Origin of the sequence: Parasedimentitalea denitrificans (assembly GCF_011813015.1) — a bacterium.
GTDB lineage: Bacteria > Pseudomonadota > Alphaproteobacteria > Rhodobacterales > Rhodobacteraceae > Parasedimentitalea > Parasedimentitalea denitrificans.
In genome coordinates this window covers 135164-151933 of the sequence record NZ_QHLQ01000008.1, presented here as the reverse complement: position 1 = coordinate 151933, position 16770 = coordinate 135164, and the positions used below count along the sequence as shown (strand labels likewise).

The window sequence follows — 16770 nt, the reverse complement described above, 5'->3', positions numbered from 1 at the left end:
CCGGCCAGCCTAATTGGGCTGGCTTGGCGGTTGCGCACCAAGATCGGGTTGCGCTGTCGAGTTTCTGCTCCGGACTTATTTTCTCTGATTATCTTTTCAGTTCAGTATAGACTGCGAACCACCTGCCCCGTCTCATGACCATTTTAGCCCACGCAACACACGGAATCTCTAATGGCTCAGAAAGTCCTCTTTGTTTGCCTTGGCAATATCTGCCGCTCACCCGCGGCTGAAGGAATCGTTCGACATTTGGCGCCTGAGTTGGAAACGGACAGCGCAGGTACAGCAGCATGGCACGTAGGGAAGCCCCCATATCATGCCATGCAAGAGGCAATAGTGCAGCGTGGGTTGGACATTTCGGACTTGCGGGCGCGTCAGTTCACTTCGTCGGACTATCATCAGTTTGATCTGATCATCGTGATGGACAGCGATAATCAAGCCGACGTCGAATCCCTGCGACCTCCCGGTAGTCAGACACCGGTATCCCTGTTCACCGACTTCGCAAAAGGCTCAGCGCAGGACCATGTACCTGACCCATATTACACCCGTGACTTTGACGGTTGTCTGGATCTGTTGGAGCAGGCGGCACATGGGTTAAAAGCTGCGCTAAGCTATTCAGAATCGTAAGAGAGCGCTGCTACCAGTTGGTGCTGTCTTCTCAACTTGGGCCGGGTCAGATCCTATTCTTCAATCACTTGAAGGTTCCCAGCCAGCCAAGGAAGCTGCCCGATGGCCGGTGTGATGATCTGACTTTGCACCAGATGGCGCATGGTTTGGGCGACATCCCGCGGAACGCGGTCAGCCCAATCAGCTGCTGCAAAGAGTGAAATGTTGCGTGAAAACGCGCCAAACGGCAGCGGGAAGGCGTCAATCTGATTGTGGAACCGGGCCGCGCGCATAAACCCCAGTGGGGTCGTCACAGCCCAGCCAATACGGCGCGCAACCATGGCCATCAGCGCCAGATGTGATCCGATCTCGAACCGCTCCTCGAACACCAGCTTTTGACGCAGCAAGTGGGCCTCTATCTGCTGCGAGATCAGCTGCTCGCGGCCATAGCGCAACAATGGGAATTCGTTCAACAGGTCTCTTTGTTTGCTGGGGTCATTCAGAAGCCCCTTTGGCGCAACCAGAATAAAGGGATCGCAGACCAGTGGGTACTCTACGATGTCGTCGTGCATCTCGCCGGTGCTGGCCGCAACGGCGATGTGCAATTCCCGCGCCGCCATGGCGCGTTTGATGTCATGGCTAGAGGCCGTGACCATCTTGAACCGGCATTGGGTAAGACTATCGGCCAAAATGGTTGCCAAACGTGGCGTTAGATCATTGTCGAAATCGTCGATCAACCCAATCGACAGGGTTGCCAGGTGGGTCAAATCCACCACTGTCAATTCGCTCTGCGCCAAACGAAGCTCGGACAAAACCACCTCTGTCCGGCTTAGAAAATTGCGACCGGCGGACGTTACCAGCATCGGGCGGCGGCTGTGGTCGACCAGATCTGAACCCAAGGCTTTTTCAAGGTTGCGAAGTTGTTGGCTGACGGCTGGTTGGCTTAACCCGGTTAGCTCAGCAGCCTGAGCAACGGATCCAGTCTTGGCTAAAGCCTCAAAAACCTCCAGCCCCCGAAGGGTCACCCCTTTCATCAACATAACCACACTCCTGTTCACACGGGCCTTTTGTTAAACTCTGCGGCTTATGGGTCAAGGGATTAATCGACTTAAGGGTGATAAGTTAGCCTTGGTTGCGTGCATAGAGGGAGGGGAGTTGCTGCAGTTGTAAATTCAGCTTTCTGACATTCGTCTAAGACTGGATCTGTCTGGTTTCGCATAGGCTGCTGCTCACACGCACCGCGTCATATTCAGCCGCACGTCCGTTCGGCACGTTCACCAAAGGCCTTATACCGCAACCAAAGCCGCTCGTCGCCGCTGCGGCTGGACTGTCGTACCACCTGCGCCTGATGTGGGTCGTCGAACCAAGCGGCAACTTTCTTGCGTTCAGACCGGGTCAGGCTGACGTTGGCTACCTTTTGAATGCACCCGCATACGGACGGAGACGCCGCGGTTCGGTCAGCTTGACGGCAAGCACGCTCAATCACGCCCGCTTCAGCCGGTTGGGGCGCCACTACGTAAAAGGTTCCTGCGCAGAGCGCTGCGGTCAAAATACTCTTCATTACTGTTCACTCATCCTTGGTCGTCGGATCTTATTGTCCGCATTTCGACGCACTATGGCCCAAGCCTGACGGTGGTTCAATCATGGTAAAGATGGAAACAGGTTTGAGCAGGATGTTGCCGGAACCCAGGGTGATGGATGGGTAAGGGGCAGCGGATGGTCCCGAGAGAGGCGGGATCATCTTCACAACGTTCAGCGAAAACGTTCTACGACTGGTTCGGCCCACGCATAGACCGGATCGCCTGCCGGATCGCTCGCCAGTCGCGGGCTTTCTCGGGGCTTTCGGCTAGATCGCATTCATGCATTTTCCGTGCGGCCTCCGCCTCGGCCTTGTCGCCATGCGCACTGTATAGTGCACGGGCAAATTCAGCAGTTTGGACGGCGTTCATGGGTGTGTCCTCCGTTTTCTGAGTATCCCTGTTCGCGCGTATGCTGGGAGTATACCGCATTTTGGGCTGAAATGCAGCAGTCGGAGACTAAGGGAAGGGGCATGGAGCTGCGGGCCTGATGCCTTTGACAGGCGGCACCGCCGGTCAGCGCCCGACCCTCCCCACGGGAGGGCGCTTTGCACCCACCCAGGGTCAGGCGCTGACCTTTGTTGTGAAGTCACCGATTTCGGCTATCCGCCCGCAAGTGATTTAATAAAATCCAAGATCGCTTTGGGTAAGCTATGTACGGTTTCGTTTTGTGCAGCGGCGGCTACAGTGAAGTATGCGATCAGGGCTTTAGTTCCCGTTGTCCCAATCGCTTCACAGCCTTTGGTGATGATGATATCCGCTTTCGCGCCAAGGTATTTCGTTGCGCGGATAAAGAAAGCCTGAAACCACGCCGCAAGCGCATTCAGCTTGTCAGTGGAGGGCGTCGGGCTGTCGATTTCGTCTTCCAGCTTCTCAACCTGTTGCCAGGTCTGCGAAAGGTCAGTCTGGAAGGCAATGTCTTCTGGATCATTCAAAGGTGGGCCGCCGTTGTCGCCGATCTGTGGCGTGGCGGTGGTTTGTTGCATCGATAGGAGCTGCCCTTTGAGCTGTTTGACCTCTTGTTCGAGGTCGAACTTGGCACGGATGCGTTCGATTTCTTTGGCGACGGCTTCGGGGCCAGCGTCCCAGATGGCATCCTCAATCAAGGCCACCTGCAATTGCAGGTTCCAGTCCAGGGGCTTGCCATCTCTAAACCCTTGGAACCACTCTTGCCAAAAAGTAAAGCGGTTCCGCATTTTGATATCTTTGGGCCGCGAGAGATTTTCATCAGGGTTGAAGTGCTCCGGCGAAGTGGTCCAAAGAGGATTTCTGTAGATTGTCAAACGCTCTACTTCAGCCCCGATTTCATCTAAATCCCATTGCGCTTGTTCGAAAAAATTTGGGTGGGGCAGATTTTCAATGGCGTTGAAGACTGTGCGTTTGGCCTCGTCTTTATCTTTCAAAACAAATACTTTTGATGCTGCCTTGCAAGCTATCGACGATGCTGTTTGTGTTCTATTGCGTGTGAAATCTCCAGCAGAAAAGGCAGCGGATAATGCAGGTTGTTGCAAGTCGTATTCCGGATTAGCGACCCAACAACACGCTACCAAAAGAGATCTGGCGTGACGAATGAAATAGTCTTCGTCACGCGTATTCTCGATGTCTTTTGGACTAACCGCAGGAAAGGCACGCAAAGCGTATCGAGTGAGTAGTACTTGCAGTTGATCTAATTGTTTGTCCTGTAGCCAATCCGTCTTATGAGCATTGATCAAATAGCCTGTCTCCATAAACTGAACATTGAAAATCATACATGTTGTCGCGAGCTGAGCTAGAGTGTTTATCCACCTTGACCAATGCGTGATTCCAAATCATATCCCCTTGCATGACTGATCTGTCCAAAATCCGCAATTTCTCGATCGTGGCGCATATTGACCACGGCAAATCCACCCTTGCTGACCGGCTCATCCAAGAGACCGGCACGGTGGCTGGCCGTGATATGAAGGCCCAGCTGCTCGACAGCATGGATATCGAGCGCGAGCGCGGTATCACGATTAAGGCCAACACGGTGCGGATCGACTATACCGCCGATGATGGGCAGGACTATGTTCTGAACCTGATCGACACCCCCGGCCACGTCGATTTCGCTTATGAGGTCTCCCGCTCTATGCGTGCGGTCGAAGGCTCGCTGCTGGTGGTCGACAGCTCGCAAGGGGTTGAGGCGCAGACGCTGGCCAATGTCTATCACGCGATGGAGGCCGACCACGAGATCGTGCCTGTGTTGAACAAGATCGACTTGCCAGCATCCGACTGTGACCGCGTGGCGGAACAGATCGAAGATGTTATCGGCATCGAAGCCACCGGCGCCATTCAGGTTTCGGCGAAAACCGGGCAGGGCATCCACGAAACGCTTGAATCCATCGTCAACGACTTGCCGGCACCTACCGGCAACCGCGATGCGCCGCTAAAGGCGATGCTGGTGGACAGCTGGTACGACAGCTATCTGGGCGTGATCGTTCTGGTCCGCATCATTGATGGCGAGCTGCGCAAGGGCATGCGGGTCAAGTTCATGTCCAACGACACCCTGCACAGCGTTGACCGTATCGGCGTGTTCCGCCCCGAGATGGAAACCATTGACGTGTTGGGCCCGGGTGAAATCGGCTTTCTGACCGCCTCGATCAAACAGGTGCGCGACACCCGTGTGGGTGACACCATCACCAATGATCGTCAGGGCTGCGAAACTGCACTGGACGGCTTCAAACCTGCTCAGCCGGTGGTGTTCTGTGGTCTGTTCCCAGTAGACAGCGCCGAGTTCGAAGACCTGCGCAGTGCCATCGACAAACTGGCCCTGAACGACGCGTCCTTCAGCTTTGAAATGGAAACCTCTGCCGCGCTGGGCTTTGGCTTCCGCTGTGGTTTCCTTGGCCTGCTGCACCTAGAGGTGATCCGCGACCGGATCGAGCGCGAGTATAACATCGAGCTGATCACCACCGCACCGTCGGTGGTCTATCACGTGTACATGCGCGACGGCACCATGGTTGAACTGCACAACCCAGCCGACATGCCTGACCTGACCCACGTCGACCACCTGGAAGAGCCGCGCATCAAGGCGACCATTCTGGTGCCTGACGAATACCTCGGTGACGTGCTGAAACTGTGCCAGGACCGACGCGGGTTGCAAGAAGACCTGACCTACGCCGGTTCACGCGCCATGGCCGTCTATGACCTGCCACTGAACGAAGTGGTGTTCGATTTTTACGACCGTTTGAAATCGGTGACCAAGGGCTATGCCTCGTTCGACTATCAGATGACCGGCTACCGCGAGGACAACCTGGTCAAGATGTCGGTCCTGGTGAACGAAGAACCCGTCGATGCGCTGTCGATGATGGTACACCGTGACCGGGCCGAGGCCCGTGGCCGTGCGATGGTTGAAAAGCTAAAAGACCTGATCCCGCGCCACATGTTCAAGATCCCGATTCAGGCGGCCATCGGTGGCAAGGTGATCGCGCGTGAAACCCTGTCTGCCCTGCGCAAAGACGTGACCGCCAAGTGTTACGGTGGCGATGCTAGCCGTAAGCGTAAACTGCTGGACAAGCAGAAAAAGGGTAAGAAAAAGATGCGCCAGTTTGGCCGTGTCGACATCCCACAAGAGGCGTTTATTTCTGCACTCAAGATGGACAGCTAAAGCTGTTCAGCTTGAGTGACGGTGGGCGAAAGAGAATGGCGCAGTCAATCGTGTGCCCACACGGTCGTGTTCTGCGGGCCATTAGCAGGAACTCACACCCGTCAAAATCAATCACATCAGTTAAAACGGCGGGGCGTCAGCTCCGCCGTTTTCTGTTGCACGATCTCCTAGCAAGCTACTAGCCCGGCTGATAGGCCGGGCCGCGCCTGACCTTAGCTTTACCAATCAGGCTAAGCTGCTTGGTGAAATATTTGGCAGTTCCGAGACGCCTTAGAACGAGTTCTGAACATCCTGTGCGGCGCCGCTGATGGCGCTACCTGCTTTGGAAATGTCTTTGCCCGCACCCTTGGTGGTTTCGCAGGCGGCTAGGCTAAGTAGGGCCAGGCCCAGGGCGATAACTTTAGTCATTGTGGTCTCCGTCATTGATCTCGACGAGATCTATCAGCATTCCAACACCTGTACCAGATCTGCCGACCGCTCCGGTTGCCTGACGCAATTAGTCTTCTTTTATTCGGTGAGTTTATTGCTGCAGGGCAATGATCAAAGATCTTTGTTGCGTTAGATGGGCACGCGATATGGAAAAGGAGTAAGGAGATGAATTTGGCCGCTCGAAGGTATGCGCTAGAGACAATTCGGCGGGGATTGGCCGGGAAGTTGCCGGGTGCAAAACGCCAATTGGTTGGGGCAAGGCCGCTGAGTTGGCAGCTAGAGCAGCCGACGCGGCCAAGCGATGAAATTAGGGGAAACAGCAACGCAGATGAACTGCATCAGATCGAAGCGGCGCTGGCGCGCCTGCGAGAGGGCAGCTATGGGTTCTGTCAGATTTGCGGAGACGACATTGACGATGCACATCTGGATAGCAACCCGGCGACCCCATTTTGTGGCAACTGCGACCGTTAGCCTTGCTTTCCATTGGCGGCATCCTGACCTATAGCAGCTCTGACCCCTGATTTTCGGAGCCTTTCCCAATGACCTGCGCCCTATGTTCTGCCGACACCCCGCTGTCCGACTACCCCGTTTCGGGTGGCCCCGACGGCGCTGTGGCTGCGATCTGCGAAATCTGCCGTACCCAGATCGAAGCTGAACTGGAGCCTAATCACTGGCGCTGCCTGTCTTCATCGATGTGGTCCGAAGATGTGGCCGTACAGGTGCTGGCAGCGCGGCTGTTGGCTCGGTTGTCGGACCATGACTGGGCGCGGGATCTGGCGGATCAGCTGTGGTTGGATGACGAGGCCCGCGCCTGGGCTGATAATGTTGCGACGCCAAGCCAGCACAAAGACAGCAACGGTGTGATGCTTAGCCAGGGCGATACAGTGGTCTTGATCAAGGATCTGGTGGTCAAAGGGGCCGGTTTCACCGCCAAACGCGGCACCGCAGTGCGCAGCATTTCTCTGGTGGCAGACAATCCCGAACACATCGAAGGCCGGGTCGAAGGCCAGCGCATCGTGATTTTGACCCAGTTTGTGAAAAAGAAATAGAACTGTACGGCAACGGTGCATGCAATTTCCCTTTCGCCCCGTTGCCGCGCCTGCGGGGATGTGGCACAACCTTTTACAACCGACTGAACAGAAGAGTTTAGCACATGACTGACTTTGCCGAACGCCGCCGCATGATGGTTGATACACAGGTCCGCCCGTCGGACGTCACCAAGTATCCAATTATCGACGCCATGCTGAACGTGCCGCGTGAAAACTTCGTAGCTGGCGCCCAGCGTGAGGCGGCATATGCCGACCAGAACATCGATCTGGGGCAGGGCCGCACTTTGCTAGAACCGCGTACTCTGGGCAAAATGCTGGACGCACTGGACGTGCAGGGCGATGAACTGGTGTTGGATGTGGCCTGTGGTATGGGTTACTCCTCTGCCGTTGTTGCTCGTTTGGCACAGATGGTGATCGCCGTTGAAGGCGACGAAGAGCTTGCCGCCGAGGCGCAGACACAGCTGAGCGAGATTGGTGCCGACAATGCCATCGTGCATGTTGCGCCTCTGGAAGAGGGCGCTGCGGAACATGGCCCATATGACGTCATTCTGGTACAGGGTGGGGTCGAGGACCTTCCTCAATCGCTTTTGGATCAGTTGAAAGACGGCGGGCGAATTGCTGCGATCTTTATGACCGGTGCCCTAGGGCAGGTCAAAGTCGGGTACAAGAATGGCGATAAAATCTCGTGGCGGTTTGCGTTCAATGCAGGCGCTCCGGTGTTGCCGGGATTTGCTGCGGCCAAAGAATTTGCGCTCTGATCCTTAATAAGGGCGCGCTGGACTTGCAGTTCTGAACTGCGGCAACCAGATTAGTGTGCTGAGCCCGGGACCAGTTTAACCCGGGCCGGTTTTTTAGTAAAAAGGGCTAACATAGCTCTGGGCAGATGGGGCGATATAGATGCGCAAGACAGTTTCAAAAGGCTTTTTAAAAACCTTCGTTTTTGCAGGCGGGCTTGTTGCCGTTGCTCTCGCCCCTAAGGTCGCGCAGGCAGACAACATCTCGGACGCGATGATTGGCGCCTATAAAACCAGTGGCTTGCTAGAGCAAAATCGGGCGCTGTTGCGTGCAACGGACGAGAATGTTGCGATTGCGGTGGCTAAGCTGCGCCCGGTGATCAACTGGACGCTGTCAGCACAACAGTCCTATAGCCGTGTAAATACAGGCTCGGCGATTTCAAAGTCCAATAGTGAGGGCCTGTCCACAGGCATCAACCTGCAATGGTTGCTGTTCGACGGTGGTGCATCACAACTTAGCCAGCTGGCGGCGCAAGAAACCGTGCTGGCAACCCGGCAGTCTCTTCTCAATGTCGAACAACAGGTTTTGTTCAATGCTGTGCAGGCCTACGTAAACGTCTTGCTGCAGCAAGATACGGTGTCGCTGCGCGGCAATAACTTGCGACTGCTGCAAGAAGAACTAAAGGCCGCTCAGGACCGTTTTGAGGTTGGCGAAGTCACGCGGACAGATGTTGCACTGGCGCAAAGCCGGGTGGCAGGTGCTCAGGCTAGCCTAACCGAGAGCCGTGGTGATCTGTTGACCGCGCAGGCTGTCTATATCGAAGTGGTTGGCCATTCTCCGGGTAGCCTTGCAGGCCAACCCAGTTTGCCACAACGGGTTACATCCTTGCAGGCAGCGCACTCTGTTGCTGCACGCAACCACCCGTCGCTTCTGGCTCAGCAGCACTCAGTAAAGGCCGCTGAACTGACGGCCAAGAGTGTGTCGAAATCCCTGGGACCAAGCGTGTCGTTTGGCGCCACGGCCTCTTATACTGACTCTTGGAATGGCTCCGGTGGTTCAAACTCTTCCAATACTAGCCTGACTCTTTCGCAACCAATCTATGCCGGTGGTGCGCTAGCGGCTGGCAGCCGTGCCAGCGTGGCTCGGTTAGATGCGGAAAAGGGCGCCTTGATTTCGGTGCAGCGATCGGTAGCGCAGACTGTCAGTCAGGCCTATGTCATTCTCGAAACCTCACGCGCCAGTCTGGTGTCTTCGAACGAGCGGGTCCGTGCCGCTCAGGTTGCCTTTGACGGCATCCGCGAAGAAGCGACCTTGGGTGCGCGAACAACGCTGGATGTCCTGCAGTCCGAGCAAGAGCTCCTCGACGCTCAAACCTCGCGAGTTCAGGCGCGCGCGAACCAGGTCATTGCGGCCTTTGGGTTGCTTAGTTCGCAGGGACTTTTGACTGCTGAACATCTGGGGCTGTCAGTCGAAATTTATGATCCGACCCTATATTATAACCTGGTCAAAGATGCGCCAGCACATGTCAGTCAGCGCAGCAAAGATTTGGATCGGGTGATGAAAGCCTTAGGAAAGAATTAACAATTCGTACTATCGGTTGTGTGAAAAAGCTAATCCCGTTACACTTCGTATTAGAGGCGAAAGTGATGAGTGAGCTATGTCCGAACCTGTAACACATTCTGAGATAGAAGATGTGTTGTCTTCGATTCGCCGCTTGGTAAGCGAAGACGGTCGCGAATCCCCACTTCCAATCAAACCGGCACCCAAAACGAAATCAGTGCCGCGTCTGGTTCTGACGCCTTCTTTGCGCGTGACAAATGATTTGGTGACTTCTTCTGATCGATCCGAGAGCACTGAAAATACGCTGTCCGCGGAACTATCAGCCGGAGAGATGTCGGCCGCAGTAATGATAGATGAAGACAGAGTAGGCGAGCTTTCACAGGCCGGACGGCCTGAGGCGCAACCATCTGTTTCGCTAAAAAACGAACAGCCGGACGAAGCGCTCGAGGTGAAACAATCAGTGGCGCTGGTTCTAGAGCAACCTGTCACTGCTCTCCCTTCGGTAGAGCCGGTGGTTTTTGGCAACGATACGATTGTTCATCAGGTCGCCGAGCAGGCTGGCGAGGAGCCAAAGGCTGAGCCTGAACAGGCGGCAGAGACCGCAGCAGCCAGGTCAGAGACCGAAACACTGGCTGAAACACAAGCTGAAGCACTGGGCGACGCACCCTGGCAAAAGCCTGGTGCAACCCTTTTTGCAGCAGCTGGGGTAACCGGATCAACGTCGGACTGTGAAGCTGAGGCTGATGTATCGGCTGATACAAAATCATCCGCAAGCTTTGCCGAGAAAATTGCCGCCCTGGAAGCCGCTATTGGTCAGGCTGACGAGCAATGGGAGCCGGATGGCGAATCAAACGAGGCTAATGCAGGTACTTCGTTCGAGACACTGGCTTGGGAAGATCTCGAAGAAGAGTTGGATGAGGTGGCTCCTTTCGCCACGGCTGAGACGGAAGAGCCTGTTGACGTTAATCCGCAGGTTGATGTCACGCCTGAGGTGACACCGGCATCCGACCAACCCACTTTCGATCGTGCCGAAGCAGACGTCCTGGACTCCACTCATTTGGCTGAACAGGCTGTTGCCGATGAAGTTCTTGGCGGTATCGCCGATGATGAAACGGTGATGGACGAAGAAACTCTGCGTGAACTGGTCACTGACATCGTGCGCGAAGAGCTGCAAGGCGCTCTGGGGGAACGTATTACCCGCAATGTGCGCAAGCTGGTCCGCCGCGAAATTCACCGTGCCCTGGCTGTGCAGGGCCTCGGTTAAATCCTGCAGCAGGTTCAGCCTTTGACCGGCCGGGCCAGTTCAAACAGTTGATCCAAATCCATATACTGCTCCAAATGGTCCGCCAGCGCATCCAGCGTTGCCTCGACCCCATCGTCGTATCCAGCCACGCTTTCATGCCCTAGATCCGCAAGGAACTTTGCCCGGAATACATCCGAGCTGAATAGCCCGTGCAGGTATGACCCTCGGACCCGTCCGTCAGCAGAAACAGCTCCCTCGGGGCGGCCTTCGACGTTTAGCCATGCGCGCGCGCAGTCCGGCCCTTCGCTGCGACCCATGTGGATCTCGTAGCCTGACACAGGTTCATTGCCGCCAATGGTATGGGCCTGCCGCAGTGCGACCTTTTTCTCACCTGCCATGGTGGTTGAAATGTCCAACAGCCCAAGCCCAGTAACTTTCCCGGCCTTACCATCAACACCTTCAGGATCGTGGATCTCTTTCCCGAGCATTTGATAGCCGCCACACAGCCCCAGCACGTGACCACCCCGGCGGTAGTGCGCCTGAATGTCGATGTCCCAGCCCTGCGCCCGAAGGTAGGCCAGATCACCGATGGTAGATTTGCTACCGGGAATCAGCACCAGATCGGCATCACCGGGCAGGGGCCGTCCGGCTGGGATGATTTCTACCGTGACATTGGGTTCTGCCGCCAGCGGGTCCAAGTCATCGAAATTCGCCATTCGCTCTAGCTGTGGCACCACAACCTTGCAGGCCCCACCTTTATGCGAGGCAATATCCATCATGTCCTCGGCAGGCAGTTTCCAAGCGTCAAAGAACCACGGGATGACTCCCATAGAAGGCCAACCAGTGCGGCGCGCTATATCATCGCGACCACCGTCAAACAGGCTTAACTCTCCGCGAAACCGGTTCACGGCAAAGCCAACAACGTGATCAAGGTCTTGCTGATCCAGAACCGCATGTGTACCGACAATCTGAGCGATAACCCCACCACGATGAATGTCGCCGATCAGCACCACGGGCACATCCGCCGCGCAGGCAAACCCCATGTTGGCTATGTCGTTCTTGCGCAGGTTGGTTTCAGCAGGTGATCCCGCACCTTCGATCAACACCAGATCGGCGCCAGCAGCCAAGCGGTGGAAACTATCCAGCGCCGCCTCTAGCAGGCCAGACTTGTCACGCATGAACGATCCGGCGGCCTGCGTGCCGCGTCGTTTGCCCTGAACGATGACCTGCGCCCCGGTATCGCTCTCGGGTTTTAGCAAAACTGGGTTCATGTCTGTATGCGGCTGCAACATGGCCGCACGGGCCTGAAGGGCCTGAGCGCGGCCAATTTCACCGCCTTCGGGTGTAACCGCAGCGTTGTTCGACATGTTCTGCGGCTTGAATGGGGCGACCTTTAGGCCACGGCGCACGAAAGCCCGCGCCAGACCAGCCACAATCATCGACTTGCCGACATTACTGCCGGTGCCCTGTATCATGATTGCCTTGGCCATGCCTGCCTCCCGTGTTTTCCTTGGCATGACTGATTTTAGCCTGCGAGGGAAGTCCGAGGTCGGTCAAAAACGGTACTCTGAAATAAAAAAACGCGCCCCCCAGGACGCGCCTTTTTAGTCTGATTGCGGCCTGACTTAGGCGGCTTCTGCCTGCGCAGCATTGCGGCGCTCGCTTTCTTCACGGGACAGTGCAACCGAGGTGCGAACACCACGACCAACAAAGTCCATCAGTCCGGACACAACCCGCTCATTTGGGTCGATACCGGCACAAGACAATACTTCGCGACCATCGCGCGAACGTGCCCAACGAGCAATCTGCTCAGGTCCATTGCCATATTTTTTGTCGTCTGCAATGGCATCATCCAACGCAGCCAAGACTACAGCTGCGAACAGTTTGCGGGCTCGGTTGCCTTGCTCATTGTTAAAAGCTGTGCCGTCAACGAAATCTCTCATCTCGTTTCCTTTGTTGTTCTTGCTATTGCAATTCTGGCGTGACGCTCCTTATGACTGATCTTGAACGATTCGGATAGGCTCTTGTTGCATGGCTGTCATGCAAATTGCGCATACCTTTTTCTTGCTAACCACAAAATATCGTTGTCTTGCCACGCATCATCCCGCCAGATATAGGAACGGTTAACAAATCATCAACACCCGGACAGGATTTTTCTCATGCCCAAAATCAACGGAAACGAAATCCGCCCCGGCGCAGTGCTTGAACATAACGACGGTCTGTGGGCCGCTGTTAAGGTCGATCATGTGAAACCCGGCAAAGGCGGAGCTTTTGCTCAGGTTGAGTTGCGAAATCTTCGTAACGGCTCCAAGCTTAACGAACGGTTCCGTAGTGCCGATAAAGTTGAAAAAGTTCGCCTAGAGCAAAAGGACCAGCAGTTTCTCTATGAGAGCGACGGAATGCTGGTGTTCATGGACACTGAAACCTATGAACAAATTGAGCTTCCTGCCGAACTTTTGGGCGAGCGTCGCCCGTTTCTGCAAGATGGTATGACTATCGTTGTGGAATTCTACGAATCCGAAGCTCTGCATGCCACCGTGCCACAGAAAGTGGTCTGCAAGGTTGTTGAGACAGAGCCAGTGGTCAAAGGACAGACCGCAGCCAAATCGTTCAAGCCAGCAGTTTTGGACAACGGTGTCCGTGTGATGGTTCCACCGTTTGTTGGTCAGGACGAAATGATTGTCGTCAACACTGACACTATGGAATACGCCGAACGCGCCTAAGTGGACTGGTATCAAAAACAAGGGCCCCGTGCTGTCGCCAGCGCGGGGCCTTTTGTATACGGATCGTGGTTTGTTTAGTTCATAGTCAGGGTAAAGCCGCACTCATCCATCATCTTGCCATAGGCTGCCGTGAACCCTTTCAGAGAAGCAGTTGCGATGACTTCACTATCACCCAATGCCTCGACAGTGGTCCCGCGGCGCATCGCCATCAGCATCATTAAAACTGAGTTATGCGCGGGGCTGCTTTCTGCCTGAAACAGACCATCTTCGTTTACATAGGCCATCGCTTGGGCCGGGACCGTCGGGCCCGCTTCAAAAACGAACTCGATGGTTTGATTGTCATGCATCATGGTTTGGTGGTGTCTGGGGGCAACCTCGACCAGACGCGGGGCAGGGAAGAAGTCCGGCGGTCCCGCATCTCCGTTGGAGATTTCCAACGCCCATACAGGGTCGCCATCACCACCCGTATGAGCATAGCAGGTGACTCGTACGTCCTCGCCTGTGTCAAATTGGTCAGTGGAAACATGCCAATCATTATAGTTCCAGTAACCGGCGTTGGCCGGTACGGCCGAGGCAGCGGCCAGTGCAAGGGCAAGGAATACTCGCATCAAACAATCCTTCGAAGTCTATGTCAAAAGTTACACAGGGGCGTAGTAATGCAAGATCATGTTCGTCTAAAATTAGTGTGAATCTACAGGCCCTTTCGCTCAACTAATTGGCGAAACTTTCTTTATATCCTGAACTTACGTTGCGTTAACACGCGGGGGTAGGATATCGCGCAATAGTTCGAACTTGACGCGATTGGCGCTTACCTGCCGGTAAAATGCGATTAAAAAGGCCGTCGGCCCCTGCAGGCGGGACAACCCCAATGTAGCGGCCACAACGGTTCCGACATCCGTGCGTCCCTGTAGAACCAGCCAACCACCCAGCATCAGAACAGCCACGGTTCCGGCCCCGTTGATTGCGCTTAGCAGGAACTTGGTCGACAACTTCCAGATGAACATCTGTCGACGGGTTTCATAGATTCGGTCGAATTCTTTCAAAACAGTTTGCTCAGCCTCGGCCGCCTCAGCGACACTTATCTGATCTGTTGCCCGACGCAGAATATGAACCCGCATGGCCACCAATGCGTTGATCCGGCTCTGAGTGAACAAAACCAAGGCAACCTGTGGAGCGATCATCGCCAGTGCAATGGCGCCTAACCCCGGTTGGGTCGAGGCAATGAAGCCGATCACACTGATTAACGTGCCTATCTGCACCACTGGCTCAGAAAATGCACTGCCGGCAAACTTGCCCAGTTCTTCGGCCTCGGCGGAAATAGCGGTCGTCAGCGTGCCAGTTTGGATAGAGCTGGAGCCTTCTTGATGCCCTTCGGTAGTTGAATACAGACGATTACGAAGCAGCCTTATTATGTCTTCACCCAGCACACCAGAACGCAGACCCAACAGCCACTTCAACACCAGGCTAAGGACAATAGCCCCCATCATGCCCGCTCCGAGCCAAAACAGAGACTCGGCCGTTGCGGCGCCATCAGTCAGCGCGTTGACGATTTCCTGCTGAAACTTAAGCGGCAGTGCAGCCAAAGCGGCAATTGCTATCGAAAACGCGATCAGGACAAGCTGACGGCCTCCACTGACGCGCCAGATGGCAGTGTATAGCTGTAGCAAAGCTGGCCTCGTTCCTTACCTGTTTTGCTGGATCGTGGACCGGATAGCGGAATAGCTCAACCCGGATTGATCATTCGAACAATTGCGTCGTCGGCCTGCATATCACCCTTCGCGCGGTCAAACCGTAGATAGGCGATGGCCCTAGGCCCGGATTGAGTGAACAGAGTGCCTGCCACTTTGCCATCTATGGTGACAGACGTCCCCGGTGCTGCGTGTCCGTCGATTTCGACTTGGCACAATCCTTTTCGCAGCGTTGTCTTGTGCTTCATCCGAGCGGTGACTTCCTGACCGACATAGCAACCCTTGCGGAAATCGACCCCATTCAGGGCCTCAAAACCGGCCTCCAGAATAAAACTGTCCGTGGTCAGCTCTATCCCAGTTTCTGGAATGCAATGGGCCACCCGGATTGCGTCCCAATCACTGCCATCGTCGCCACTGACATCACCATACAACCGCCAACCCATCGCGTCATGGCGCGGATCAGCCAAAGCCCCCGACGGGGCAGGCCCGGTTCCGCGTGAAACCTGCGTATCACTGTCTGAAATCTCGACCTGTGCCCGCAACCGGTACATCGACAGTCGTTTAAACAACCCGTCCGCCAGATCTTCAGCAACGTCTAGCAAGACATCGTCTCCGTCGGACAGTAGAAAGAAGTCAGCCAAATACTTTCCCTGCGGCGTTAACATCGCTGCATAGACCGAACCTTGGTCGATCTTGGTCACATCATTTGTCACCAGACCCTGCAAAAAGCTGCGAGCATCGGGACCGGACAGGCGCAGAATGCGGCGTTGGCTCATTTGGGTCTCCATTGGCATGGTCATATTCTGTCTCAGTGATATAGCAACGGGACCGGAAGAAAACAGGAAAAGCCCAGATGCCCGCCGAGATAAGCCTTGTCATTCCAACCTTAGATGCAGCGAACGAACTGCCGGAGTGTTTAGAGGCATTGATGGAAGGGCTGGCAACGGGGCTGATCCGAGAGCTTATCATCACCGACGGCGGCTCGCAGGATGCAACGGATAAGATTGCCGATGCCGCTGGTGCGCAATTCATTCAGGGGCCTGCCTCACGTGGGGGGCAATTGCAGCGCGGATGTGAATTGGCAAAGGGCAACTGGCTGCTAGTTTTGCATGCTGATACGCAGCTAGAAGCCGGGTGGAGCAAGGTGGTGTCACAGCACCTGCGCGACGGTGGCGGCAGACCAGCCTATTTCAAGCTCAGGTTCCGGGCGAGCGGAGTGATGCCGGGGGTCGTTGCGGGCTGGGCCAACCTGCGCTCAAGACTTTTTGGACTGCCCTACGGCGATCAGGCCCTGTTGATACAACGCAGTGACTATGACGCTACCGGTGGTTACCGGGATCAGGCCCTGATGGAAGATGTTGCAATGGTACGTCGTCTGAAAGGCTTGCAAGAGTTGCCCGCCCATGCCCAGACAAGTGCGACGCGGTATCAGCAACAGGGCTGGCTGCGCCGCGGGGGGCGCAACTTGTTGTTGCTGCTGCGTTATGCCCTTGGCGCCAGGACTGAAGCGTTGGCCCGATCATACGGAAAATAAGGCGCAA

General features: G+C 55.5%; 19 protein-coding genes. 9 read left to right on the top strand and 10 right to left on the bottom strand.

The features are described 5' to 3' along the window. Positions 1-171: 171 nt before the first annotated feature. The gene (locus tag DL239_RS10320) at positions 172-624 is read left to right on the top strand and encodes a low molecular weight protein-tyrosine-phosphatase (RefSeq protein WP_167683946.1); all 453 of its coding nucleotides are present in this window, start codon (positions 172-174) and stop codon (positions 622-624) included. Between the two features lie 53 nt (positions 625-677). Here DL239_RS10320 and DL239_RS10315 read toward each other — a convergent pair whose 3' ends face one another. From DL239_RS10315 to DL239_RS10300, 4 genes are all read right to left on the bottom strand, one after another. Further along, positions 678-1643, bottom strand: a complete 966-nt coding sequence (locus DL239_RS10315) for a LysR family transcriptional regulator (RefSeq protein WP_167683944.1) — start codon at positions 1641-1643, stop codon at positions 678-680. Positions 1644-1852: 209 nt separating this feature from the next. Next, the gene (locus tag DL239_RS10310) at positions 1853-2164 is read right to left on the bottom strand and encodes a hypothetical protein (RefSeq protein WP_167683942.1); all 312 of its coding nucleotides are present in this window, start codon (positions 2162-2164) and stop codon (positions 1853-1855) included. Positions 2165-2369: 205 nt separating this feature from the next. Then, positions 2370-2552: a hypothetical protein gene (locus tag DL239_RS10305; RefSeq protein WP_167683940.1), complete on the bottom strand. Its 183-nt coding sequence runs from the start codon at positions 2550-2552 to the stop codon at positions 2370-2372. Positions 2553-2782: 230 nt separating this feature from the next. Beyond that, a complete protein-coding gene (locus DL239_RS10300; RefSeq protein ID WP_167683806.1) occupies positions 2783-3928 on the bottom strand; it encodes a hypothetical protein in 1146 nt (381 codons plus the stop codon). 74 nt (positions 3929-4002) lie between these two features. Here DL239_RS10300 and lepA point away from each other — a divergent pair, with 74 nt between their 5' ends. After that, the gene (lepA, locus tag DL239_RS10295) at positions 4003-5802 is read left to right on the top strand and encodes a translation elongation factor 4 (protein WP_167683938.1); all 1800 of its coding nucleotides are present in this window, start codon (positions 4003-4005) and stop codon (positions 5800-5802) included. Between the two features lie 270 nt (positions 5803-6072). On the opposite strand, the gene DL239_RS10290 is transcribed toward lepA, so the two are convergent. After that, entirely contained in the window at positions 6073-6210 is a 138-nt protein-coding gene (locus DL239_RS10290; RefSeq protein ID WP_167683936.1) for an entericidin A/B family lipoprotein, read from the bottom strand. A gap of 186 nt (positions 6211-6396) precedes the next feature. On the opposite strand from DL239_RS10290, the gene DL239_RS10285 reads away from it, so the two are divergent. From DL239_RS10285 to DL239_RS10265, 5 genes are all read left to right on the top strand, one after another. Then, entirely contained in the window at positions 6397-6702 is a 306-nt protein-coding gene (locus DL239_RS10285) for a TraR/DksA family transcriptional regulator (RefSeq protein WP_167683934.1), read from the top strand. Positions 6703-6770: 68 nt separating this feature from the next. Further along, positions 6771-7280 (top strand): PhnA domain-containing protein, encoded by a 510-nt coding sequence (locus tag DL239_RS10280; protein ID WP_167683933.1) that lies wholly within the window; start codon positions 6771-6773, stop codon positions 7278-7280. 104 nt (positions 7281-7384) lie between these two features. Continuing rightward, the gene (locus DL239_RS10275) at positions 7385-8038 is read left to right on the top strand and encodes a protein-L-isoaspartate O-methyltransferase family protein (RefSeq protein ID WP_167683931.1); all 654 of its coding nucleotides are present in this window, start codon (positions 7385-7387) and stop codon (positions 8036-8038) included. A gap of 139 nt (positions 8039-8177) precedes the next feature. Then, complete coding sequence (locus tag DL239_RS10270; RefSeq protein ID WP_167683929.1) at positions 8178-9596, top strand: TolC family outer membrane protein; 1419 nt, start codon at positions 8178-8180, stop codon at positions 9594-9596. Between the two features lie 76 nt (positions 9597-9672). After that, positions 9673-10839 (top strand): hypothetical protein, encoded by a 1167-nt coding sequence (locus DL239_RS10265; protein ID WP_167683805.1) that lies wholly within the window; start codon positions 9673-9675, stop codon positions 10837-10839. A gap of 14 nt (positions 10840-10853) precedes the next feature. Here DL239_RS10265 and DL239_RS10260 read toward each other — a convergent pair whose 3' ends face one another. Continuing rightward, on the bottom strand, positions 10854-12308 hold the full coding sequence (locus DL239_RS10260; protein ID WP_167683927.1) for a cobyric acid synthase: 1455 nt from the start codon (positions 12306-12308) through the stop codon (positions 10854-10856). 135 nt (positions 12309-12443) lie between these two features. Further along, a complete protein-coding gene (locus tag DL239_RS10255; protein WP_127749698.1) occupies positions 12444-12761 on the bottom strand; it encodes a DUF6280 family protein in 318 nt (105 codons plus the stop codon). Positions 12762-12977: 216 nt separating this feature from the next. Here DL239_RS10255 and efp point away from each other — a divergent pair, with 216 nt between their 5' ends. Beyond that, on the top strand, positions 12978-13541 hold the full coding sequence (efp, locus tag DL239_RS10250) for an elongation factor P (RefSeq protein WP_167683925.1): 564 nt from the start codon (positions 12978-12980) through the stop codon (positions 13539-13541). A 74-nt stretch (positions 13542-13615) separates the two neighbouring features. Here efp and DL239_RS10245 read toward each other — a convergent pair whose 3' ends face one another. The 3 genes from DL239_RS10245 to ygfZ all read right to left on the bottom strand — a co-directional run bounded on the left by DL239_RS10245 (position 13616) and on the right by ygfZ (position 16005). Beyond that, on the bottom strand, positions 13616-14149 hold the full coding sequence (locus DL239_RS10245) for an invasion associated locus B family protein (RefSeq protein ID WP_167683923.1): 534 nt from the start codon (positions 14147-14149) through the stop codon (positions 13616-13618). Positions 14150-14284: 135 nt separating this feature from the next. Continuing rightward, positions 14285-15208 carry an ABC transporter transmembrane domain-containing protein gene (locus DL239_RS10240; protein ID WP_167683922.1) on the bottom strand — a complete coding sequence of 308 codons (924 nt, stop codon included), beginning with the start codon at positions 15206-15208 and terminating at the stop codon, positions 14285-14287. Positions 15209-15264: 56 nt separating this feature from the next. Then, positions 15265-16005, bottom strand: a complete 741-nt coding sequence (gene ygfZ / locus DL239_RS10235; RefSeq protein WP_167683920.1) for a CAF17-like 4Fe-4S cluster assembly/insertion protein YgfZ — start codon at positions 16003-16005, stop codon at positions 15265-15267. Between the two features lie 77 nt (positions 16006-16082). Between ygfZ and DL239_RS10230 the strand changes: the two genes are divergently transcribed. Next, positions 16083-16763: a TIGR04283 family arsenosugar biosynthesis glycosyltransferase gene (locus DL239_RS10230; RefSeq protein ID WP_167683918.1), complete on the top strand. Its 681-nt coding sequence runs from the start codon at positions 16083-16085 to the stop codon at positions 16761-16763. Positions 16764-16770 lie beyond the last annotated feature (7 nt).